Below are 23,176 nucleotides of genomic sequence, written 5' to 3'. Positions count from 1 at the left end.
CGTCCGTCCCGGGTAGCAGCCCGCGGATAATGATGATCTTCGCGGATGAGCGGATCAGGTGCTTGCGTGCCGGGCCCCGCGCCGCTCACATGGTGGACGGTGATCGCGGGGCGGCTTTCAGCTGTCAGTTCCACATCGACTTCGGGTGCAGCATGGGACCGTTACCGGAAGGCAGGGTCTGGTTCTACTGGCACGACGGCGCGCCATCCGGCCCGGCGACGCTCGACGAACTGGTGGGGCTGCTGCGGCGCAGGATTCTGCCGCCGGATACGCCGATCCGGCATCCGGGAATGGCGGATTATCAGCCCGCGCGAGTGGCATTGGAGCCGTTGCGGGGCAAGTACCGTCCCGCGGCGCCTTCCGGCCCCGCCGCCCCGCCATCGCCCGCGCCCGCGAACGTTCCTCCCGCGGCCGCGCCCGCCGCGCCAGCTGCGCCTCCGCGCCCTGCGCCAGCCGATGCTCCGGCGGAGCCCAGGACTGCGCCGGCTGCCGCGCTTACCGACGCGCGCCCGCTCCGTCCATCGGAGGCAGCGCAGGGAGCATCCGCGGCGCCGCCTGCCGCACCCGTGCCGGCCGTAGCCCGCGATCCCGCCTTCCCTGCTCCGCCGTCCGTGGACAAGGCCGGATACCGGAATCCGCAGACTGCGCCGGTTGCAGAGAACGACTCATCTCGTTCGGAGAGGCCGACTTCCGCTCCGCCGGCCGTCGCCGTACCGGACGACGTACCGGCACCGCGCGTCACCCCGGATCAACTCGCGGACGCAGCGGGTCCCGCCGTGCGAGCCGAGCGCGTCACGCGGTTCGAACCGATAGACACGACCGAGCGCGTCCCGTCCGCCCGGGGACTGGTGGATCACGCGCCCGTCGTTCCCGCCGCCGGCGTCCCCACGTACGAGCCGGTCCGGGATGCGCACGGCGACCTCCGCGCCGAGTACGTGGAGCCCATCGAGACCGTCGCGCACCCGAAGCCGGGGGATCACGGGGAAGCCATCGCGCCCGCCGCAACGGATCACATCGATCCGGATCACAGCCGGCACGGCGAGATCAACCCGCACCCCGAGAATGAGGCCGCGCGCGAGCGCCCGGCCGATTCCGACTGGGTCGCGACCGTCGCACCCGCCACGAGCGCGACGCACGTGTCCACCGTCGAGCCGGCAGTGCCCGCTCGCCATGTGTTCGCCGCGGGCTCCGTCCCGGCCGCGAACCAGGGGGTGGCTGTCGAGGACGCGGGCGAACTGCCAACGTCGCAGGCGGACGATCTGGACGTGGAGGTGGTTTCCGGTCAGTCGAGCCCCGCGCCTGTCGCGAGGCCGAAAAGCAAGGCGGGATGGTACGTGCTCGCCGCGCTGATCATCATCGGGGGGCTGGGATGGCTGGCGTACCCGTACGCGGGCGGCCTTCTGGCGCGCGCCGGGGTGACGCAGCCCGACAAGCCGGCCCCGGCCGTCCCCGCCCCGGTCGCCGCGCGGCCCTCCGGCGCGGACGTCACCATTCTGCTGCCGCACAACATCAGCATGCAGGTGCCGAACGACTGGATCACGGTCAACGATGACGGACGTTCCGACGGAGACAAGGCCAAGGCCGCCGCCCCGCCGCAGGACACCATCGACGCGCGCCGCGACACCGTCTACGCCGCCAACCGGTACGATGAGAAGAGCGAGCCCATCGGCATCCTGAACGCGGGCTTCTATCCGGAAGAGGTGACGCAGAAAGAGGTTGCCGACGCATCCGACGCCGACATCAGCGCGCTCGACAAGCTGCTGCGCGGCCGGATCGAGAAATCCACCAACGGAACGCTGATCGGCTGGACGGGCACGCAGCGCACGACGCTGAACGGGCTCACCGCGCTGGTGAGCGAGTACCGCCGCCAGTCCGGCGCGACCGTGTTCCGGGTGCGGCTGGTGCGTGTGTTCGACGCGGCGCAATCCTTTACCGTCGCCGTCGCCTACCGGGAAGACCGGGCCGACGTGCTGAAGCCCGTCACCGACCGGATCATCGCGCGTATCGCCCGAACTCCGTAAGCGCGCCATTCCGCGGCAAACGCAAACGCGCCCTCCCGACCGGATCGGGAGGGCGCGTTTGCATGCGGCTTCAACACACAGTCAACCGATGTTTCCGTTCACCGGCTCACGGAAGATCGCAGGAGACAGCGTATACGGCGTCGGTGGCCACGAAGTAGACGCGGTTTCCCCACGTGTGCAGGCGCGAGACCAGATGGATGCCCTTCAGCCCGGCGGCCTCATCAAGGAACAGCGTTGCCAGGATGCGGCCATCCGCCCTGCTGGCCATGTACACCCCCTGTACGCCCGCGAACACCTTGTCCCCGCAGACCGCGGAGGACGAAGCACTGCCTTCCACGCTGGTCTGCCAGATGGCGCGGCCGGTTTCCGGGTCCAGCGCGTAGAGAAACGTATCGTTCGACGCGAGGTAGGCGATCCCGTCCACGATCTCGAACGCGTCCGACGCGCCGGACCGGTCCAGCGGCCCGATGCGGCGCCACACCTCCAGCCCCGTAAACCGGTCCACCCCGATCATCGCGCCGCCGTTCAGGTCATTCATCAGAAGCATGCGGCCGGCGACCGCGTGGTTTCCAAGGTCGTGCGGCTCGTTCTCCCGCTCGTTCACGTAGCGCCAGAGCACACGCCCCGTGTTCCGGTCCAGCGCCACCATCCACCCCCGCTTGCGGCCCCCGCTCTGGTTCAGTTCCTGGATGACGGCGGCGTACACCGTGTCTCCGTGCGTCACGATCCCGATTACGCTTTCGCGGTAGTCGCCGTCCGGGACGACGGCGTCCGCGGACCACAGAGTTCGTCCCGTCGCCACGTCCAGAGCCAGAACACGGCGCGTATCGGTGCCCACGTACACCGCCCGCTCGTCGGCCGCGATCTCTGTCCGGGCGAGCGAGTCGACCGCGGATCGCCAGAGTTCGGCTCCGCTCCGGGCGTCGTACGCCCGGACGGAAACCGAGGCGACAAACACCCTTCCGGAGACAGCGACCAGGTTCAGCGCGCGGTACGCGGATTCCGGCACGTTCCAGAGGAGCGCTCCGGAGTCCGTATCGTACGCGGAGATTCCCCGGTACAGGGTGTAGAACGCGTGCTCATCGACGGCGAGATCTTCGCGGCCCGTGTTGATGAGCGTCACCGGTGTCCGCCAGACCACCGCGATGGTTCCGCCGGGCTTCTCCGGCTCGGTGGGAGTCGCGTCCGGAATGCACCCGGCCTGCGCGCAGAGCACAAGGCCGAGCCACAGCCGCCACGCGGCGAACAAAGGCTTGGGCCGTCGGCCGGCAACCGGCAGCACTCTGGTGATCAATCGCACGAGACGGCGTACACGGCGTCATTCCCCACGAAGTAGACGCGGCTGCCCTGTGAATGCAGGCGCGATGTGATGTAGCTGCTTCCGAGTGATCCCTGCGCATCCAGGAACAGCGTCGCGAGAATGCGGCCGTCCGCCCTGCTGGCCATGTGCAGCCCGCGGGCGCCCGCGAACACCTTGTCCCCGCAGACGGCGGATGACGAGGCGCTCGCGTCCACGCTCGTCCGCCAGATGATCCGGCCGGTTTCTGGATCCAGGGCATACAGAAAAGTGTCGTTGGATGCGACGTACGCAATCCCATCCACGACCTTGAAGGTGTCCCACGCCCCCAGCCGGTCCAGCGGCCCGACCCGGCGCCACACCTCCCGCCCCGTAAACCGGTCCACCCCGATCATCGCCCCGCCGTTCAGGTCGTTGATCAGCAGCATGCGGCCGGCGACCGCGTGGTTTCCGGCATCATGGGGTTCGTTCACCCGCTCGTTGAGATAACGCCAGAGCACACGACCCGTGTTCCGATCCAGCGCCATCATCCAGCCCCGCTTCAATCCCCCGCTCTGGTTCAGGTACTCCAGCACCGAAGCGTAAACCGTGTCCCCGTGAGTGATGATGGCGTCGACGCTCGCGTAGTACGGGCCGCTGGCGAGAACCTCCTCTGACCAGAGCATCCGGCCCGTGGCCACATCGTACGCAATGACCCTGCGGGAGTCTGTCCCTACGTAGAACGCGCGATCATCCACGGCGGCTTCCACGCGGCCGAGCGAGTCGGGCGTAACTCGCCACAACTCGGCGCCGGTCCGGGCGTCCAGCGCAAAGATTTCGCTCGCTGGCACGAAGACCCGGCCGGCCGCGACGACGAGGTTCAGAGGCCTGCCAGCCGGGCGAGCGGTTCGCCACAGCAGCGCACCCGTGTTCAGATCGTACGCAGAAACGCCGCTGATCAGTGTGTAGAACGCGTGGTCATCGATGGCGAGATCCTCACGGCCCGAGTTGCCGTCCGTCATCGGCGTGCGCCATACGACACTGATGGTCTCGTCCGAGGCGACGGGCTCCGTTGAATCACCCGGTACACAACCCGGCAGAAGGCAGATCAACAAACCCGTGCAAACAGGCTTGAGCCGTTGGCACATCCAGAGCGAAGTCCGATGAGCAAACGGGATTTTGCTCACTTGCAGGTCACAGCATACACAGCATCGTTGCCCACGAAGTAAACTCGATTCCCGCGAGCCTGCAGCCGGGAGATCACGTAGCTGGAACCCACGGATCCATTTTCATCCAGAAACAACGTGGCAAGCACATGCCCATCTGACCTGCGCACCATGTGGAGACCAAACGCATCGGCGAACACCTTGTCGCCGCAAACGGCGGACGACGAAGCGCTCGCGTCAATCCCGGTCTGCCAGATGGTCCTGCCGCTTTCCGGATCAACTGAGTACAGATGGGTATCGTTGGAGGCCACGTAGCCAACCCCGTCCACCACCTTGAAGCTGTCCCACGCCCCCCTGCGGTCGCGTGGTCCTGTCTTGCGCCAGACTTCCTGCCCCGTGAACCGGTCCAGGCCGATCATCGCGCCCCCGTTCAGGTCATTCATCAGCAGCATGCGGCCGGCAACCGCGTGCCCGCCCACATCATGGGGCTCGTTGAGCCTTTCGTTGACGTATCGCCAGAGCACGCGACCCGTATTGCGGTCCAGCGCCACCATCCACCCACGCTTTGCGCCACCGCTCTGGTTCAATTCCTGGATGATGGCGGCGTACACGGTATCCCCATGCGCGACAATGCCGATTACGCTTTCGCGGTACGCGCCGTCGGCAAGGACCTCCGCGGACCAGAGCGGCCGGCCCGTGGACACGTCCAACGCCACGACCCGGCGGGTATCCGTTCCCACGTAGACCGCCCGATCGTCGGCCGTCGTCTCCGTCCGGGCAAGCGAGTCGACAGCGGTCCGCCACAACGCAGTCCCGGTCCGGGCATCAATCGCCTGAACGTCGGTCGAGGAAACAAACAGACGCCCGCTGGAAACGACAAGGTTCAGCGCCCGATGTCTGGATTCTGGAACGTTCCAGAGCAGTGCGCCACTGTTCAGATCGTATGCGGTAACACCATTGACCAGCGTGTAGAACGCATGGTCGTCAATGGCGAGATCCTCGCGGCCCGAACCGCTGGCCGTGATCGGCGTACGCCAGACAACCTCGATTTTGTCCCGCGGCTCCGCGGGCGCCGTCGTTCCGTCAGGTGCGCACGCGACGGCATTGATCGCCAGAACAAGGAGCGTCCAAGGCGGTCTGAAGCAGCGAGGCAGGATATACCGCTTCATGGGTGATGCCGGATGCCGAAGGTTCTGGAATCTTCAAGAGTTCTTACGACTTCGATCCGTACAAGGTCACTCGTGGTGGTTCCTGTATGGGAATCGCCGTTCGGGATGAGCTGATTCTGCCGCGCACGGGGATAGTACTGGCCGGTGTCGTGGATGAACCCGTCGCTCTTGTGGTTGCCGGGCGCGGTGAGCTTGTTCCAGGTGGCATCGAAGCCGTTCAGGGCGCGCGCCTCCGCCGCCGCCGGGATGGCGTGCCACGGCCGGTACAGAAACCTGGAAGTGTGCCGCATGTCATCGTAGCGCTTCTGGGCACGGCGCGCGACTTCGGCCTCGCACGCGCTGCGCGGCAGGCACTCGCCCGTGAGCAGAATGCGCCATGCGACCCAGCGCTTGGGCGTGTGCGTCTGGATCCCGACGTTCACGAACGTTTCGCTGAAACCGTTCAGGTTCCGCAGAAACGCGCTGTTGGGCATGTCATCCACAACGTACGGATTGTAGTCCATGATGCCCAGGGTGGCCGCGCCAATGACAGCGGGACTCAGAAGCAGGCTCGCAACGGCCAGGTTGTGGGCCACCAGTGCACCCTGATTGGGGCTGTCGAGGGTGATGACGCCCTTTACCAGCCCCGGCTGGTTCACCTGCGCCCACTGCGCCAGCGACCGCGTGACTAGCCCGCCGTTGCTGTGCCCGATGAGAACCATGTCCCGCATCCCCGGCGCCACCGCGGCCCGCAGTTCGTCGCGCTGCTGGGTGATGCGCCGCCGCCAGTCGATGCTGGGCGACTGCATGCGCTCCCACGAGACCGCGCAGGCAAGCCACGACCGCATCTGAAAGAACGAGCCGCCGTCGCTCTTGATTCCATGCTGATACAGCAGGTGCGCGCCCCCGGGCACCGGAAGGCACTCCGTCGCGGGCGGCGGAGGCGGAGGAGGAGGATCGTCCGGCGGGCATTCCTGGCCCACCACACAGTTGTCTCCGGGCGTTTCGCCGATGGAACGCAGACGCACATCGTCCACCGTGCCCATCCCGCCACGCCGCGTGCGGCGCTCCGCGTCGCGCCGGGGGTTCCGGTGCAGGCGCACGACGCGGATCTGGTTCACCTGCCGCTCCGTCTTGCGCACCCCGCGCTCCTCGTCCCACTCGGAAACCAGCTCCGTGCGTTCCAGCAGATACGATCCGCCCTGCCGGCGCCACGTCCGGACAAACGATCCCCGCGTGCCCAGCATCGCGGCCCCGCGCGCCGTCCGCGGCCCGAACACGTCGGGCGTGAGCTCGTTCACCACCTCGATCCGGTCGCCGGCGGCGCGACGGGCGCGGGCGCGAGGCCCGGCGGTGGGGGCCAGCGCGGTGGCGTCCGCGGTGAGGACGGAAACGGTGTCCAGCGCCTCGGCGTCCAGCACCACGCCGTCCGTGATCTGCGCGTATGAAGGAACGATCCCCCGCGCGCTCTGGACGGTGCCGTGGTCCGTCTGCAGCAGCGCGCCGTCCGGGCCGTAGCTGGAGATGACGTTCTCCACGGAACGGGTGCGCCGGCTGAGGTTCACCGCGCGCTCCATGGGATCGTACAGCGGCGTGGTCTCCTGCAGGACCTGGATGGCGCGCCCGAGCGCATCATATCCCGCCTCCACGCGCTGCGTTTCCGTCTCGTGCGCCACCGTCCACGTCGTCATGGACGCACCGGTGAGCGGGTCGATGACGGGCGTGGTGGTCTGGTACGTGGTGCTCCCCTCCTGCACCACGTCCAGCAGGTAGTGCGTGTCCCCCGGCACGATCTCCGGATCGGGAGACCAGGCGAGCGTCCCGGACGGGTCCGCCGCGGGGCTGGCGATGGGCGCGCCGGTGGAGCGGTCCGCGCAGCCGCCGGCCGCGGCGATGAGTCCCAGCACCGCAGTTCCGAGAATCCGCGCGACAGTTCGTGCTTTCATCCGGCTCCGCGGGATGATGATCTGCGAGGAGGGAGCACCCGTCCGGCGGGCGGCAGACGCATGGTAATCGCGGACCTCCACACGAGCAAGAAAATTCTCGAAAGGATCGTCATATATCGGCAGAAACGAGCGGTCCGAGCGCAGCCCTCCACTCCGTCCGCTAAGCATTCATGCGGATCTCAGCAGGTTTGCACCCGCTTTCTGGTGCGGCGGGTACGATCGTCACCAGTTCGGGAAACGTCCGGCCAGCGTTGCGAGCAATCCACTTGCTTCCGCCACGAGGCCGTTCGCACGAACGTTCTCCGGCGCGCAGCATGGAGGATGAGGAACGAAAACGGGCGGGCGATCGTGGAGATCGCCCGCCCGTTTTCCCATCGGACCCTACCGCCGGCCTTGCGTGGAGGCCGGCGGTCCCGCGTCAGGGCCGGAACTCGAACTGCTGGAACGTCGATTCAAACACGCCGCCCCACTGCGCGATCTGCTGCGCCGTGTGCGTGGCGCGGTTGCCCGCCGCGTCTTCCACCGAGACGGACACCAGGTTCCAAGGGCCGCTCCCGGCGCGCCACGGCATCAGGCACAGCCAATCGGCCGCCCGAGGCAGCGCGCCGTCCGTGGACGTCAGGTTGCAGCTCTGCGTGACGCCTCCCGGCCCGCGGAAGGTGGCCTGGGCGGCGCGGACGCCGGAGATGTAGTCGATGATCCCGAACTGAATGTAGTAGCGGTCCGCGTAGCGCGTGCCCTGGTGCGGCCACACGTTGCGAACATCCGGCGCCTGTACGTCCGTTCCCGTGCCCAGCACGCTGAACGCGCGTCCCGCGGTGCCCATCCGGTCCAGGTCCGCGCTGCTGTACGCCACGGTCTGCCCGTTTTTGGTCACCGTCACGCGGTCCACGCGCCACAGGCCCGGGTCCGCTCCCCGGGACAGGTAGACCTGGCAGCGGAACTCGTCGCGGAACCAGTTTTCCGCGTCCACGTTGCCGCACTCCTCCACGTGCCCCCTGGGACTGCGGACGCGCATGGTCATGGTGGTGACGTCGCGCTCCGAGGCATGAATCCAGAAGTTGAGCGTCACGTCCCGGCTCGACACGTCGATGTAGCCGCCCGTGGAACTCACCCGGTTCTGGATCAGCGGAATGGTGACGGGAGCCGGAACGACGCGCACCCTGGCAGAGGCGGTGAGCGTGCCCACCGTCGCGGTCACGTAGGTGGTGCCGGTTCCCGCTCCCGTCACCGTACCCGCCGCATCCACCGACGCCACCACGCGCGCCCCGGACGTCCACACCGGCGTCTGCCCCGTCACCACGTTCCCCGCCGCATCGCGCACTACCGCGGTGAGCGTTCCGGTCGATCCGAGCGCAAGCACCAGCGAGTCGGGCGAAATGCGCAGCGTGGACGGGCCGGACCGCACCCGCACCGTGGCGGAGGCGGAGAGAGCGCCCAGCCGGGCGGTGATGATCACCGTCCCCGCCGTGAGCGCACGCACGCGCCCCGTGGAGTCCACCACAGCCACCGCCGCGTTGGACGAGGTCCACACGATGACTTGGTTGGGGATCTCGGCGCCCGCCGCGTCGCGCAGCGTGGCCGTGAAGGCGCCGGTGGTGCCCGCCTGCAGCACCAGCGAGTCTGGCGCGATGCGCAGCACCGCGCCGCGAGCCGGGCCGCTCGCCGTGGCCGTGAAGACCACGGGATCGGCGCCGGGCGCGCGGGCGGTGAGCGTGTGCGCGCCCGCCTTGGGGCCGAGCGTCCACCGGACGATGGCGTAGCCCCCGGCGTTGGTCGGCGTGACGGGGATGTCCACCCGGCCGCCGCCGGTGACCGTCCACGTCACGGGCAGGGCGCTCACGGGGATGGTGTCCCGCAGGGCGCGCAGCTGGATGGGCTGAATGAGCACCGTTCCCGCGGCGGAGGTCTGCCCGTCGCCGCCCGCCTTCACCAGCGTGATGCCGGCGGGCTTGCGAGCGTTGGCGGTCACCAGAACGGTGCCGCCGTTGCCCGACACGCGCAGCGTCTGCTCGCCCATCGCCGAGCTCAGCGTCCAGTACGCCCGCGCGTAGCCGGCGGCGTCGGTGCGCGTCTGCCGCGGATCTGCCGAAGCATCGCCGCCTGCGAGAAAGTTGATGACGCCGTTGGCGACCGGCCGCCCGCGCGTGTCCGTCACCTGGATGACGATGGGCTGCGGCAGCACCTGCCCCGGCGCGCCGGCCTGGCCGTTTCCGCTGACAAGGGTGAGGCGCTGGCCGTTCTGGCTGGAGTATACGGCCCCGTCCGGCGCCGCGATGCCCGACGGCGCGTCGGACGAACAGCCGGCGAACAGCGGAAGCAGGCAGACCGCATACAGCAGCGTGCGTAAGCGTGGAGCGCGCATGGGAACGTCCCGGGGCAGGAAGATGCCGCACTCCACACGAGGATTGTGGTACGCGGTCCAGTAGCAGACATGGGGGTGGCGGGCAACCAACATGCCACGTTCCGGGGCGGAGACACGCGGGAATACTGGAGATTTCCGCATTCGTGGCGGATGAGGAACGGCCTGTTCCGCTCCGCGGCGGCAGCGGCTCGCCAAGTGAACTCCCCCGGCGCGCAAGCTCCCCTCCACCAGTCGTTTACATCGTCTTCCATCCCGGCGCGATGATCGCCGATCCGCCTCGCGGCGGCCGGACGGCGCGATCCAAGGGCGGAAACAGAGCGCAAGCGGATTGTCACCCGGCCGCCCCGCGGAGGACCGTGCGCAACGCACTCCGCGCCGCGCGTCCCGGAGGATGCGCGGCGCGGAAAAAGACCTTCATCCGCCAAGGCCTAGAACGTCCAGGCGCCGGCGAGGCTCACGGAGCGATAGCGGTAATTGCCCGCGTCGCCCGCCGAAAGCTGCGACAGGCCGGTGTTGGCGAAATTGCCGGAAAGCACCACCCGCCGGCCGGGGACGAAGACGTAGGCGATGCTCCCCGCCCCGCGCACCGAGCCGCTGGGGTCGCCGTCGCTGCGCACCTTCTGCAGCCCCGGCGCCACCTCGGCGTTCAGCGACCAGTGCCGCGTCTCGCGCAGCCACCGCGCCGTCATCTCCGCCAGGCCGTAGAAGTCCGGATCGAAGTAGCCGTCCGTGAGGTCGCGGCGGAAGCCGAAGGCGCGCACGCCCAGCCCGAGCGTGATCGGGCGCGACAGCCGCCGCGCGACCGCAAGGCTGCCGTTCCACCGCTCGTTGCTCTCGTCCGATTCGCGGCTGGTGAAGCGCGCGCCCCCCGCCCCGCCCGACACCGTCCACCCCTGCGCTGGCGACCAGCTGCTGTACGCGGAAAGCTCGTCCACGTACACCTCGTTTTCGATGAGCACCGCGGTGGCGTCTAGGGGATAGCGGCCCACGTTCAGTCCGCCGGTCACCGCGTAGCGCGCCGGCGTGCCCAGCGAGGCACGCAGCGTGGGGATGATATTCTCCGCGTTGTCCAGGTCGCTGGCGCCCACGGTGCCGGACAGGCTCCACCCCGGCTCCAACTGCGTCCACAGCGTCAGCGCGCCGCCGACGGTGCGGGTGTCGATGTAGAATCCTTCCCCGACGTTATCCTCGCCGACCTCGCTCTGCCGCGTGTAGGCGTCCGCCCGCAGTTCCACGCTGGCCACCGGGCGATACGCCGCGGTCGCCGAGGTGGTCATGATGCGGTTGTCATCCGAATCTGTCTCGTACACCTGCGCGGCGCTCACCCGCGGGGCGATGGGCATGCGCGCCCACCGCAGCGCCTCGCGCGCGTCGCGGTCCGTGGGGGCGATGCGCACGGCGCGCTCCGCCGCAGCCAGCGCCGGCCCGTCGCGCCCCTGCCAGCGCAGCGTCTGCGAAAGGCCCACCCACGCGGACGCATCGTTCGCGTTGCGGGCGAGGACCTGCCGCCAGCGGTCCTCCGCCAGCACCAGCTTGCCGCGCCACGCCGCCGTGCGCGCCAGCCCGCGCAGCGCCTCGGCCTCATCCGGGGCGATGCGGAGCACGTTCTGGTAGACGACCTCCGCCGAATCCAGCCGCGCCGCCCAGGAAAGGACCTGCGCCAGCCCCAGCAGCGTGGGCACGTCGCGCGGATTGCGCTGGAGAAGCGAATCGTACGCGGCCTCCGCGGCGCGGAAGCGGGAGGCCCACGCCAGGACCCGCGCCTGGTCCAGCCCCACGGAGCGGTCCTCCGGCGTGATCTCGGCGATGCGGCCGTACGTGGACAGCGCCTCGTCGTAGTCCCCCGCCCAGGAAAAGAACTGCGCCCTCGCCTGCAGCGCGGGCAGGTAGCCCGGCTCCGCCGCCAGCAGCGGCTCCAGCGCCGCGGCTCCCGCGGAGGGATCGCCGCGCCAAGCGAGCACGCGCGCCCGGTCGATCTGGATGTCGCGGTTGCCCGGCTCCAGCCGCAGCGCACGGTCGAACAAGGCCATCGCCTCGTCGTAGCGCTCCGCCCAGGCGCGCAGCAGGCCCACGCGGTGCAGCGCGCGCACGTCCGTGCTGTCCGCGGCCAGCCGCGCCTCGTACAGCGGCTGCGCGGCGCGGGTGTCGCCGGCGGCCCAGGCGCGGTCCGCCTCGTCCTGCGCGCGGGCGGGGACGGCGCACACCAGCAGCGCCGCCGCGAGAAGGAGGGCGCGCTTCATCGTCCGCCTCCCGCCTCCCCGGCCGGACGCAGGGTGCGGAACACCTCACGCATGGCGCCATAGACCGGACGCTCGCGGGCGCGCCACTTCGGCTCTTCCCACGTGGGCCAGGCAAAGAGCGCCACGTCCGCCGCGCGCCCCGAGGCCGGCCACTGCCGCCACGCCGAGCCTTCCCGCGCGGCGGCGACGATGCGCACACCATCCACCGTGGTGGTGCCGAAGTCGCCCGGCACCTGTCCCTCGGGGTCCTGCAGCACGCGGCGCTCGCTGGGGTCCGTCACGTTCAGCAGCCCCCAGGGAATGCGCACCTCCAGCACGCCGTTCGCCTCGTCCCGCTCCCACAGCCCGTCCGGCAGCGCGCCGCGGCGCAGCAGGCCGCGGTCGTAGCCCAGCGCGGGAAACTCGGTTCCGTCGCGCGCAAAGCGGCGGCGGTTGGGCACCACGCGCAGCGAATCGTACACGCCGTCCTCGTTGGCCTGGCTGATGAACGGCCGGTTGAACCGCATCTGCCAGCGTCCCGTAAAGAAGCCCGGGAGCGGCGATTCGATGTTCGGCCCGGCGCTGGGCTGCCCCGCGATCCCTTCGCGGCGCTCCACGCGGAACGGGTTGGACGACGGGTCCGCCATCACCCGCACCTCATTCCCCGTGGCGCTGACGACGAACTCCACGCCCACGGGAAGCCGGTTTCCGACACGGCCGGGAAAGCGGAAGTCGCCCGCGGCCGGCTTCAGCATGTCCAGCCCCACGAACAGCTCCGGCGGCAGGCGCCCGCCGTCGCCCTCAAACCGCAGCCACAGGTACGCTTCGTCCGAGGCGGCGCGCAGCGTGCCGCCCTGCCCCGTGTACAGCGGGCGGATGTTGCGCCATCCCGCAGCGCGCGCCGCCAGCGTGGCGCCGGGCACCACCTCGCCCGGGTCCATGGCGTACATCCCGTAGTGCTGCTCCGCGTCCAGCCGGTTGAACCACAGGCGGTTGCGCTCCAGCGGGATCTCGAACTCGATGGCGATCCAGTTCTTCTTGAACCACTCGTCGATCCAGGCGAAGATCATCCCCCCCGCCATTCCCGCCTCGGCGATCTCTCGCGTGAGCCGGGCGTCGATCTCCGCCATCTGCTGCTCCGTCACCCCGCCGTGGTGAAAGCCCTGCGGCTGGAAGTGCGCGTTGCCGATGCTGGTGGGCACGCCGTACTCGGAAATGACGACGGGCAGGTGCGTGTGGTGCCGCTTCAGTTCCGTCAGGTAGCCGAAGTAGTTGGAGCGCCCCTCCGGCGACCGCGCCTGGTTGTAGCCGGGGTCCAGCACCAGGAAGTCCGGGTAGTACGGATACGCGTGGTAGCTGGCGAAGTAGCCGGCGGGGAGCGCCGCCGTGGGCGTCACCAGGTTGGCGTCCAGCCCGGTGGCGTCGTTGTCGTACTCCAGCGGCCGGCTTTCCACCCGCTCGCCCAGCCGCTCGCGGATGGCGATCTCCTCCGCCACGGTCGATTCGGTCGGGTGCGTGAGCGGGTCCAGCGTGGGCCAGTTGGTGTAGGCCACGGGCCGCTGCGCGTGGTACGTGTCCGTCTCGTACGCGACGATGTACTCGCTGGCCTTGCCCAGCCACGCGTCCATCGGCGTGCCGCCCTCCACGTTCAGAAAGCGGCCGCGGTAGCCGCGCAGTTCGGGGTGCAGTTCGTTGAAGGCGACGACGGAAAACGGCTCCCACTCGCGCCCGATGATGTACGCCAGCACCCAGGGCGACACGTCCGCCGTGTAGTAGCCGGAGGCGTGGCCCGGGCGCGCGGGGACGTCCGCGCGGCCGTGCAGCAGGTCCACGACGTAGCGCATTTCCTGAAAGAACTCGCCCTCCCACTCCCGGTTGGCGAAGTCGTCTTCCGGCGGAAGCTCCGCCCACACGCCGTGCACCAGCCAGAGCGGCGCGTCCGGGTGCGCCAGATTCCACGCGCGCAGGGCGGAGTAGAAGTGGGGCGGATGGATGGTGTACGCGCGGATGCTGTTGGCGCCCATCGCCGCCATCTGCTGGATCCACTGCACGTAGACGGCGGAATCCGGAAACTCGCTGGGATGCTTGCCGGGGAGCGCCGCGCCCAGGTTTACGCCCTTGAGATAGAAGGGCTGCCACCCGCGCGCCGTACGCACCTCGAAGTGGTCGCCACGCGCCCGCGAGGGATACACGAGCGTGTCCGGGCGGACGAGCGGCGCACGCACGGGGCGCGCGGCGGGCGCCGGGCCCAGCCGGGCCAGAAAGTCGCGCGCGTCCGCGTTGGACGGATCGATCCGCTGCGCGCGCGTAAAGGCGGTGCGCGACGTCTCCTGGTCACCCAGCCGCCAGGCAGACAGGCCCAGCCCCACGAGCGCGTCCACGTTGTCCGGCGACTCCGCCACGACGCCCTGGAACAGGCGCCGCGCCTCGTCCGCCGCGTTCTCGCGCAGGGCGGCGTAGCCCAGGCCGGTGCGGGCGCCCACGTGCGCGGGGCACACCCGCAGCGCCGCGGTAAACTCGCGCCGCGCCGCCGCCGCGTCGCCCGCGCGGTACGCCGTCCATCCCGCCTCGGCGCGCGGATTTCCCGCCGCCGGGCACTCCTGCGCGTGCGCGGGCAGCGCCAGAAAGACGGCCGCCAGCGCGGCTGCCGCATGCAGTCGAATGCTCTTCATTCCGTTATCCGTGCTCCAATTCATTCTCCACCACCACCTGTCATCCGGCGGAAACACTTGCATCATCGGCGCCAACGTCCAAGGTACGTTTCATCCCGCCGCGCCAGATCCATCCGCCGTGCGTGCTCCGGCTCCGCTTCACGGAGGGAGAACCTCACGCAGAGCAGCAGAGACGCAGAGAAAAAACAAAGATAGAAATCACACAGAGTTAACAGAGTCAACAGAGTACAGAATCTTTTTACTGTTGACTCTGTTGACTCTGTGCGATGCTCCTTTTTGTTGTTCTTTCTCTGCTGCTCTGCTGCTCTGCGTGATGCCCTGCCGTTACGGAGCCGGCTTCACGGGCGGCAGCGGCGTGGTGCCGAAGCCGCGGCGCTCCATGGAGCCCCAGCTCTTGCTCCCCCGCAGGTACTTCCAGATTCCCCGCAGCCGCCACCACACGGTCATCTGCCGGTAGCCCAGGTTTTCCACCATCGCCCATCCCACCAGCAGCATGCGGTCGCGAAAGCCCTCGTAGCGGTGAAAGGACGCTTCTTCCATCACCAGCGTCATCACCGTGAGCACCGCGCCCAGTCCGTAGGCCGCCAGAAAGAAGAGGATGGCGAAGGGCACGTTGATGGCGCCCAGCGTGAGCCCGGCCACCAGCCCCAGCAGCCCCACCGCCTCCACGATGGGCGCCAGCAGCTCCACCAGGACAAAGTAGGGAAAGACGATGAGCCCCATCGCCCCGTAGCGCGGGTTGAACATCACGCCCCGATGCCGCCACAGGACGTCCGCCAGCCCGCGGTGCCAGCGGTCGCGCTGCCGCCCCAGGACCGCCGCGGTTTCCGGCGCCTCCGTCCACGCGACGGGATCGGGGACAAAGGCGATCTGGTGCGGTCCCTTGCGCTCGTAGCCGATGCGGCGCAGCCGAAGCGCCAGTTCCATGTCCTCGCCCACCGTGGCGTGCTCGTAACCCCCCGCCGCCAGCATGGCATCGCGGCTGAACAGCCCGAAGGCGCCGGAGATGATCAGGTTGCCCCCCAGCCGGTTCCATCCCAAGCGCCCGAAGAGGAAAGCCCGCAGGTACTCCACCACCTGGCAGCCAGGAAGCAGCCGCCGGGGGGCGCGCGCGTGGCTCACCCGCCCCGCCTCCACCGTGGATCCGTTGGCGATGCGGATCGTCCCCCCCGCGGCCACCACGTCGCGCCGCTCCAGGAACGGGCGCACCATTCGCTGCAGCGAATCCGGCTCGATGAGCGTGTCGGCGTCGATGGCGCACACCAGCTCGCTCGTGGTCAGGTTCAGCCCCGCGTTCAGCGCGTCCGCCTTGCCGCCGTTGCGCTTGTCGACGACGATCAGGTTGGGGTGCAGGCGCGACCGGTAGAGGCCGATCACCTCCTGCGAGGGAATCCGCTTCTGGTAGATGGGGTGGATGGGCGCCAGGTCGAAGGTGTCCTGCAGCACCTCCATGGTGGCGTCCTTGCTGCCGTCGTTGACGACCACCACCTGCAGGTTGGGATAGTACAGCGCCAGCAGCCCGCGCACGCTTTCGGAGATGGTGGCCGCCTCGTTGTACGCCGGCGCCAGCATGCTGATCGACGGCGCCACGCGGGAGCCCATCAGCCGCCAGCGGGCACGTCCGCGGGTCAGAAGGACGTACTCGCGCATCTCGTACCCGGCGCTGATCAGCAGCAGCAGGTACCAGCCGTTCACGAAGGCAAAGTAGATCAGGATGACCCACTCCAGCCGCACCAGCACCAGCGACGTAATCTCGTACCAGGTCATCCCCACCGTTCCCGTTCCGCCGAAGAAGCCGGCAGGTCCAGCACCTGGCGGGCGATGTCCGCGGCGAACGGATCTTCATCCGAAAGGCCGCGCCGAAGATACAGAAGGCCCGGGCTGCCCAGGCTGCGCAGCGCCAGCGCGCTCTGGCTGCGGACGGACCAGGCGCGGTCCCGCAGCAGCGCGGCGATGACCGGGGCGGAGGGCCAGTGCCCCAGCCGTCCCAGCGCGGCGGCCGCGGCGGCGCGCACCTCGGCGTCGCCGTCGTGCACCAGGCGCTGCAGCACGCCCACCGCCTCCTCACCGCCGATGGAGCCCGCCAGCGCCGCCGCACGCGCCCGCACCGCGGGGAGCGGGTCCTCGCACAGCCGCAGCGCCGCTGGGCCGAAGCGCGGGTCCGCCAGCCCCGTGGCCACCTCCAGCGCGCCCTCCGCCGCCACGCCGTCGTGATCCGCCAGGTAGCGCGCCAGCGGGGTGATGGCCCCCTCCCCGGCGCGGAGAAGCGCGTCGCGCACCACGAAGCTGCCGTAGCGGTCCGTGGCGGGCAGGAGCGAAACCAGGCGGTCCACCCGCTCCGGCGTGGGGTGCGTTCCCGCCCACTCCACCGCTTCGGCGCGCACGGCGGGGTGCGGGTCTTCCATCAGCCCGGGGACCAGTTCGCCCCCGCCGCCGATCCCCGCCAGCAGCCGCACGCCGTGCAGCCGGTCGCGCCAGTCCTTGCTGGCGGCCATCCGCCGCGCGGCGTCCACCAGCCCGATCTGCTCCGCGAGCATGGCCAACTGCGCCCGCGACTGCCCCGTGAGGTTGGGCGCCAGCTCCGTCAGCAGGCGGATCTGCAGCCGCACGGGGATGGCCCCGATGGCCGCGTTCCCCGCCTTGCTCGTCCGTCCCGAGCGCACCACGTCCAGCAGCGCGCGGCGGGCCTGCTCCATCCGCACCGTCCAGTTCCGTTCCCGGCGCTGCCCCAGCCACGCGTGGCCGAACAGGATCACCAGCGAAAGCACCAGGATGATCCCTTCCGCCAGCAGGGCGAACTCCACCCAGTCGATCGGCGCCATGGTCTACGCCCGCAGTGCGCGCCGGATGCGCTGAAGCAGCACCGGGACGCTGAAGGGCTTGCTCACGTGGTCCCACGCGCCCAGTTCCAGCGCGCGCACCACCTCGGCCTCGTGCGTGCGCACGGTGAGCATGATGACGCGCGTGCGGTCCAGCAGGCGCGCCTCCGCCAGCCGGCGCAGCACGCCGTGGCCGTCCAGCCCGGGAAGGTCCACGTCCAGCAGCACGGCGCGGGCGCGCAGCTCCGGGTTGTCCCCGGTCAGCATGGCCGCCGCCCGCTCGCCGCTGGCCACCCACTCGTGCCGGTAGCCGCGCGTTTCCAGCGCGTGCTGCAGCAGCCGCGCGATCGCCGGATCGTCTTCCACCACCAGCACGTCCACCGCGCGCGGACCTTCGCCGTGCTCCGGCCGCCACCCGGACGGCACGATGCGGTCGCGCCCCGCGGACTTGGCCTGGTACATGGCCGCGTCCGCCGCGCGGTACAGCGTGGGCAGGTCGCGCCCGTCGGAGGGAAAGTCCGCCACCCCGCCGCTCATGGTGATGGAGAACGATTCCCCCCCCGCGTGAAAGCGCTCTTCGCGCAGCACCTCCAGCGCCTCGGCCAGCCGCTGCACCCCGTCCGCCCGGTCCATTCCGTACATTCCCACCACGAACTCCTCGCCCCCCCAGCGCGCCACCACGTCCTCGGAGCGGAAGCGCTTCTGCAACAGACGGCCCACGCGTGCCAGGACCTCGTCGCCGGCGGCGTGGCCGCGCTGGTCGTTGACGGCCTTGAACAGGTCCAGGTCCACCACCCCCAGCGCGAACGGCTCGTCCTGCGCGGCCGCCAGGCGAAGGAGGCGCTCCAGCACTTCCTCCGATCCGCGGCGGTTGGCCACCCCGGTCAGCGGATCGGTTTCCGCCATGCTGCGCTGCAGGCGCACGCGCTCCAGCCGGTTGCGGATGCGCGCGGCCAGTTCCGGCCCCACGAACGGCTTGGCCACGAAGTCGTCCGCGCCGGCGGCGAACACGCGCGCCACGGTGTCCGCGTCCGTCCGCGACGTGAGAAAGACGATGGGGACGGACTGCCAGCGCGGGTCGTTGCGCAGCACGCGGCACAGCTCCAGCCCGCTCACGGCCGGCATGTCCACGTCCAGCAGCACCAGGTCCGGCGAGGCGGATTCCAGCGCCTCCCAGAAGCCCAGCGGGTCCTGCAGCGTGCGCACCTCCGCCTCGGGGGAGAGCACGTGGCGCACGCCTTCCAGGATGGACGGATCGTCATCCACCGCCAGCACCGTTTCGCGCTCCCGCGCCCGGCGCAGCAGCGGCTCCACCGCGTCCACCACGCGCGCGGGCGGCTGCGGCTTGCGCAGGAACCCGCGTCCGCCGTGGCGCGCCACCTCCACCCGGTCGGCGAAGTCGTCGCTCCCGGTGAGGACGATGGTGGGTACGGAGGGCTCCTGCTCGCTGAGCGCGCGCAGCAGGTTGAGCGTGCCGTCCGAGGGGGGCAGCCCCAGCACGGCGGCGTCGGGGCGGCGCGGCAGGCAGGCCTGCGCCTCCGCCGCGCCGTGGGCGACCAGCGTGCGCATCCCCCGGCCGGACGCTTCCATGGCCAGCCGCTCCGCCATTTCCCGGTCCTCGTCCACGATCAGCAGCAGCGGCCCGCGCGCCTCCTCCGGGGAAGCTCCCGCGCGAGGGTCCTCCATACCGCCCGGCGTCGCGGGCTCCGCCATCAGTTCGCGGCGGATGGAAACGGCCAGGTCCGCCAGCCGCAGCGCGTCCGCCTGGCCCAGCACGCCGGGGCCGGCCAGGAGCGTCTCCGCCTCGCGCGACAGCCGCGACGCCTCGCCAAAGCCGAAGGTGCCCACCGATCCGGCCAGCTTGTGCGCTTCCCGCTCCGCCGCGCGGCGGGTCTCGGCGTCCAGACGCCCTTCCAGCAGCCCCATGGCCGCTTCTTCCAGCGAATCCACCCGGCGCAGCACCGGCTCGCGAAAGCGCTGCCACACCCCGGCGACGGCTGCGCCCAGCGACCCGCGCGGCGAGCCGCTGGTGGTGGGCGGCGCCGCGGCCACGCCCAGGAGGGCGGCGGCCTCGCGGGCCAGCGCCTCACGGTCCAGCGGATGGTACAGGATGCGCGCGGGGCGCAGCCGCGACAGCGCCTCCGCCAGCGGCGCGGGGGGCGCGCCGGGCGGCAGCAGCACCAGCAGCGGCGGCGGCTCCGGCCCGCGCGTGAGCGTGGTGACCAGGAGGTCGTCCAGCAGCGCGGCATCCACCGCCAGCAGCGTGGGCCGGTCGTGCGCCAGCGCCTCCGCCGTTTCGGCGGAGGTGGCGGCGGTCTGCACGGACGCGCCGGAAAGGCGGCGCGCCAGCCAGCCGGGAACGTCCGGCGGGAGACCGGCGGCAAGAAGGTACGTCATCGGGGAATGCGGCTCACCATCCGAGGACCGCGGCCACCTGGTCCGCCAGCGTCATGGGATCGAACGGCTTGTTGAGCACTCCCGACACGCCCAGGTCGTCAAAGCGGCGCCGGTCGGCCTGCTGCACCTTGGCGGTCAGCAGAATGATGGGGATGTCCGCCGTTTCCGGATCCGCGCGCAGGGCGCGGACCGTGTCGGGGCCGTCCATCTCCGGCATCATCACGTCCAGCAGAATGGCCTCGGGGCGCAGCTCGCGCGCCTTGCGGATCCCCTCCGCCCCGGAGCCCGCGGCGTGAACCTCCCACCCCGCGGTCATTTCCAGCGACAGCTGCGCCACCTCGCGGATGTCGTCCTCGTCGTCAACCAGCAGTATGGTGTGGCTCATCGGTTTCCTCGGCGCGCCCCACGGGGGCGATCTGGTTCAGCAGGGTCACCACGCGGCGCTCGAACTCTTCCGGCGCCACGCGGCCCTTGGTCACGAACTCGGTGCGGCCCAGGCGAAGGCGGCCGCGTTCCTCCTCATCCAGCTCGCGCGCGGAGTAGACGACGAGGGGTACGCCCCGGCCACCCTGGTCGCGCAGCCGCTCCACCACCCAGAAGCCGTCGCCGTGCGGCAGCCCCAGGTCCAGCACGATCATGTCGGGCGGCTGGGTGCGGCTGAGCGACACCGCCTCCACCCCGGTGGACGCGTGCATCGCCTCGATGCCGTGCCGGCCGAACATCTCCACCAGCACGCCGGCCAGGTCGGCGTCGTCCTCCACCAGCAGCACCCGGCGGGGACGCGCCCGCCGCGCCACGGCTTCCTCCAGTGCATGAAGCAGCCCGCTGTCCTCAAACGGCTTCTCCACCCACCCCGCCACCTCGGCGTGCTCGCGCACCCGCGGCATGGGCTTGAGCGCGCTCAGAATGACCACGGGAATGTCGGCCGTTTCCGGCCGCGAGCGCAGCGCCCGCAGCGTTTCGGAGCCGTTCATTCCCGGCATCATCATGTCCAGCAGGATGGCGCGGGGGCGCACCCGCGCCGCCTCGCGTACCGCCGCGTCGCCGTCCGTCACCCCCGTAGTACGATAGCCCCACCCGTGTAGGATCTCCCGCACCGACGCCAGAAAGGCGGGATCGTCGTCGCACACCAGAATCAGCGGCCCTTCGCCCTGGTCCTCGGGCTCCGCGGCCTGAACCGGCGCGGGCTCCGGCGCGGGAAGGGGGGCGGGGATCCCGGGCGTCTGCGTGGGAAGGGTGAACAGGAAGGTGCTTCCCTTTCCCATCTCGCTTTCCACCCAGATGCGCCCGCCGTGCTGCTGAACGATGCTGCGGCAGATGGCCAAGCCCAGCCCGGTGCCGCCCTTTTCGCGCGCGTCGGACGAGTCCACCTGCTGAAAGCGCTCGAAGATGGCGTCCAGCCGGTCTTCGGGAATCCCGCGCCCCTGGTCCACCACGCGGAACAGCACCTCGCCCTCGCGCGCCTCGGTGGTGACGGTGACCTCGCCGCCGGGGGGGGAAAACTTGACCGCGTTGCTCAGCAGGTTGGTCAGCACCTGCAGGATGCGGTCGGGGTCCGCGGCCAGCGGCAGCCGCTCGGCCCAGGCGAACAGGCGGATGCCGGCGCGCTCGGCCATGGCGGCCATGACCTCCACCGCCTGGTGGGCCAGCTCCGCCGCGTCCGTGGAGCGCACCTCCATGGTCACGCGCCCGGACTCGATGCGCTCGATGTCCAGGATGTCGTTGATGAGGCGCACCAGCCGGTCGGTGTTCTGCACGGCGATGTCCAGCATGCGCCGCCCCTTTTCCGGCACCTCTCCCAGCTTGCCCGCCGCCAGCAGCCCCAGCGACCCGCGGATGGAGGTGAGCGGGGTGCGCAGTTCGTGGCTGACGATGGAAACGAACTCGTCCTTCATCCGCTCCACCTCGCGGCGCTCCGTCACGTCGCGAAAGGTGATGACGGCGCCCGTCAGCATCTCGCCCTCCTTCATGGGCGTGCACTCGTACTCCACGGGGAACGACGAGCCGTCCGTGCGACGGAACTGCGACGCCGTCACCGTCCGGGCCACGCCCGCGCTCAGCGTGGCGCGGATGGGATTCACCCCGCCCCCGGCGCTCCCCCCGCCCAGCCCCAGCACCGCCTCGAAGGGGCGGCCGATGGCGTCATGCGTCGCCATCCCCAGCATGCGGCAGGCGGCGGGGTTCATGAACATGGAGTAGCCGTGCGGATCGATCCCGTAGATCCCCTCCGCGGCCGCCTCCAGGATCAGCTCGTTCTGCCGGCTGATGCGGGCCAGCGCGTCGCGGGCAATGGCCCGCTCCGCCACCTCGGCCTGCAGCGTCTCGTTCATCTCCACCAGGCGGCGGCTGCGGCCCAGCAGGGTGGCGGTGGCGACCACGGCCAGCCCTACCCCCAGCAGCGATCCCAGCGCCAGAAGGCGGCGCGCCCGCCGCTGCAGGACGGCCGCGCGCTCCGTCCGCGTGCGCAGCAGCAGCGACTCGTGCCCGGCTACGTCCTGCAGGGTGGCGCGCACTCCGGCCACCGTTTCCAGGCGGCGCGCCGTGGCCACGGAATCTCCTCCCGCGGGATAGATGACCCCCGGCGGGCGGTCCAGAATCCCGGACGCGATCTGCATTCCCATCCACGCACGGAACAGGCTGTCGGCCCGGTCCAGGCGGTGGTCCTGGGCGGAGTTGTCGCGCACCAGGGCGCGAGCGCCCTGCAGGTGCTGGCCGAAGGTGTCGCGGCCGGTGCGCCACTGCCCCACCAGCGCCGGATTGCCGGACAGGGCGTATCCGCGGAAGCCGGATTCCATGCCGGAGATGGCGGACTGCATTCCGTCCACCTCCAGCAGCACCTTGTAGGTGTGGACGCTCCACGCGCTCGCTTCCGACATGCGGCTGAACGTGTAGTGCGCCAGGGTGCCCACGCCCAGCAGGACCGCGATCAGCAGAACGAAGGCGGTGAGCAGCCGGCGGGTAGCGGTGTCGATGGCTCGAGTCACGACGGTGTGTCCGGGACGGGAAACGGGTTCCCCGCGAAAGGTTCGGCAAGGCTGATGCGGCCCGAAGCAACCTCCGCGCCGGGGCCGCGGGCGTCCGGGCCCGAACGGGCCAGAACGCGCATCGGCGCCGCCCCAATCTGAGGGACGGCGCCGATGGTGGAAA

13 protein-coding genes are annotated in these 23,176 nt (G+C 70.4%); 1 reads left to right on the top strand and 12 read right to left on the bottom strand.

Going from position 1 to position 23,176, the window contains the following annotated elements; genetic code table 11:
* Positions 1-29: 29 nt before the first annotated feature.
* Positions 30-2,021 (top strand): GYF domain-containing protein, encoded by a 1,992-nt coding sequence (locus HNQ61_RS29135; RefSeq protein ID WP_170037947.1) that lies wholly within the window; start codon positions 30-32, stop codon positions 2,019-2,021.
* A gap of 106 nt (positions 2,022-2,127) precedes the next feature.
* On the opposite strand, the gene HNQ61_RS04355 is transcribed toward HNQ61_RS29135, so the two are convergent.
* The 12 genes from HNQ61_RS04355 to HNQ61_RS04300 form a co-directional block, all read right to left on the bottom strand.
* The gene (locus HNQ61_RS04355) at positions 2,128-3,315 is read right to left on the bottom strand and encodes a PQQ-binding-like beta-propeller repeat protein (RefSeq protein ID WP_205761949.1); all 1,188 of its coding nucleotides are present in this window, start codon (positions 3,313-3,315) and stop codon (positions 2,128-2,130) included.
* Complete coding sequence (locus tag HNQ61_RS04350) at positions 3,312-4,484, bottom strand: outer membrane protein assembly factor BamB family protein (protein ID WP_183685515.1); 1,173 nt, start codon at positions 4,482-4,484, stop codon at positions 3,312-3,314. Before HNQ61_RS04350 ends, HNQ61_RS04355 begins: the two co-directional genes overlap by 4 nt.
* Entirely contained in the window at positions 4,481-5,632 is a 1,152-nt protein-coding gene (locus HNQ61_RS04345; protein WP_170037953.1) for an outer membrane protein assembly factor BamB family protein, read from the bottom strand. Before HNQ61_RS04345 ends, HNQ61_RS04350 begins: the two co-directional genes overlap by 4 nt.
* Positions 5,629-7,557 carry a PGAP1-like alpha/beta domain-containing protein gene (locus tag HNQ61_RS04340; protein WP_170037955.1) on the bottom strand — a complete coding sequence of 643 codons (1,929 nt, stop codon included), beginning with the start codon at positions 7,555-7,557 and terminating at the stop codon, positions 5,629-5,631. The genes HNQ61_RS04345 and HNQ61_RS04340 overlap by 4 nt, the downstream gene beginning before the upstream one ends.
* 418 nt (positions 7,558-7,975) lie before the next feature.
* Positions 7,976-9,922: an Ig-like domain-containing protein gene (locus HNQ61_RS04335; RefSeq protein ID WP_170037957.1), complete on the bottom strand. Its 1,947-nt coding sequence runs from the start codon at positions 9,920-9,922 to the stop codon at positions 7,976-7,978.
* 428 nt (positions 9,923-10,350) lie between these two features.
* Positions 10,351-12,162: a tetratricopeptide repeat protein gene (locus tag HNQ61_RS04330; RefSeq protein ID WP_170037959.1), complete on the bottom strand. Its 1,812-nt coding sequence runs from the start codon at positions 12,160-12,162 to the stop codon at positions 10,351-10,353.
* Positions 12,159-14,813: a tetratricopeptide repeat protein gene (locus HNQ61_RS04325; protein WP_170037961.1), complete on the bottom strand. Its 2,655-nt coding sequence runs from the start codon at positions 14,811-14,813 to the stop codon at positions 12,159-12,161. The genes HNQ61_RS04330 and HNQ61_RS04325 overlap by 4 nt, the downstream gene beginning before the upstream one ends.
* 324 nt (positions 14,814-15,137) lie before the next feature.
* A complete protein-coding gene (locus HNQ61_RS04320) occupies positions 15,138-16,580 on the bottom strand; it encodes a glycosyltransferase family 2 protein (RefSeq protein ID WP_170037963.1) in 1,443 nt (480 codons plus the stop codon).
* Positions 16,577-17,635 carry a HEAT repeat domain-containing protein gene (locus tag HNQ61_RS04315; RefSeq protein ID WP_170037965.1) on the bottom strand — a complete coding sequence of 353 codons (1,059 nt, stop codon included), beginning with the start codon at positions 17,633-17,635 and terminating at the stop codon, positions 16,577-16,579. Before HNQ61_RS04315 ends, HNQ61_RS04320 begins: the two co-directional genes overlap by 4 nt.
* A 3-nt stretch (positions 17,636-17,638) precedes the next feature.
* The gene (locus HNQ61_RS04310) at positions 17,639-20,029 is read right to left on the bottom strand and encodes a response regulator (RefSeq protein WP_170037967.1); all 2,391 of its coding nucleotides are present in this window, start codon (positions 20,027-20,029) and stop codon (positions 17,639-17,641) included.
* Positions 20,030-20,042: 13 nt separating this feature from the next.
* Entirely contained in the window at positions 20,043-20,414 is a 372-nt protein-coding gene (locus HNQ61_RS04305; RefSeq protein ID WP_170037969.1) for a response regulator, read from the bottom strand.
* On the bottom strand, positions 20,389-23,013 hold the full coding sequence (locus HNQ61_RS04300; RefSeq protein WP_170037971.1) for an ATP-binding protein: 2,625 nt from the start codon (positions 23,011-23,013) through the stop codon (positions 20,389-20,391). The genes HNQ61_RS04305 and HNQ61_RS04300 overlap by 26 nt, the downstream gene beginning before the upstream one ends.
* Positions 23,014-23,176: the final 163 nt, after the last annotated feature.

This window comes from Longimicrobium terrae, from assembly GCF_014202995.1.
Taxonomy (GTDB): Bacteria; Gemmatimonadota; Gemmatimonadetes; order Longimicrobiales; family Longimicrobiaceae; genus Longimicrobium; species Longimicrobium terrae.
The sequence above is the reverse complement of the archived record's forward strand: the minus strand, read 5'-3'. Positions and strand labels throughout refer to the sequence as shown.

Bases quoted from the DNA above. Each gene is read 5' to 3' on its own strand.
- HNQ61_RS04330 (WP_170037959.1), bottom strand. From the start codon at position 12,162: ATGAAGCGCGCCCTCCTTCTCGCGGCGGCGCTGCTGGTGTGCGCCGTC.
- HNQ61_RS29135 (WP_170037947.1), top strand. From the start codon at position 30: ATGATGATCTTCGCGGATGAGCGGATCAGGTGCTTGCGTGCCGGGCCC.
- HNQ61_RS04345 (WP_170037953.1), bottom strand. From the start codon at position 5,632: ATGAAGCGGTATATCCTGCCTCGCTGCTTCAGACCGCCTTGGACGCTC.
- HNQ61_RS04340 (WP_170037955.1), bottom strand. From the start codon at position 7,557: ATGAAAGCACGAACTGTCGCGCGGATTCTCGGAACTGCGGTGCTGGGA.
- HNQ61_RS04315 (WP_170037965.1), bottom strand. From the start codon at position 17,635: ATGGCGCCGATCGACTGGGTGGAGTTCGCCCTGCTGGCGGAAGGGATC.
- HNQ61_RS04305 (WP_170037969.1), bottom strand. From the start codon at position 20,414: ATGAGCCACACCATACTGCTGGTTGACGACGAGGACGACATCCGCGAG.
- HNQ61_RS04335 (WP_170037957.1), bottom strand. From the start codon at position 9,922: ATGCGCGCTCCACGCTTACGCACGCTGCTGTATGCGGTCTGCCTGCTT.
- HNQ61_RS04310 (WP_170037967.1), bottom strand. From the start codon at position 20,029: ATGACGTACCTTCTTGCCGCCGGTCTCCCGCCGGACGTTCCCGGCTGG.
- HNQ61_RS04320 (WP_170037963.1), bottom strand. From the start codon at position 16,580: ATGACCTGGTACGAGATTACGTCGCTGGTGCTGGTGCGGCTGGAGTGG.
- HNQ61_RS04325 (WP_170037961.1), bottom strand. From the start codon at position 14,813: ATGAAGAGCATTCGACTGCATGCGGCAGCCGCGCTGGCGGCCGTCTTT.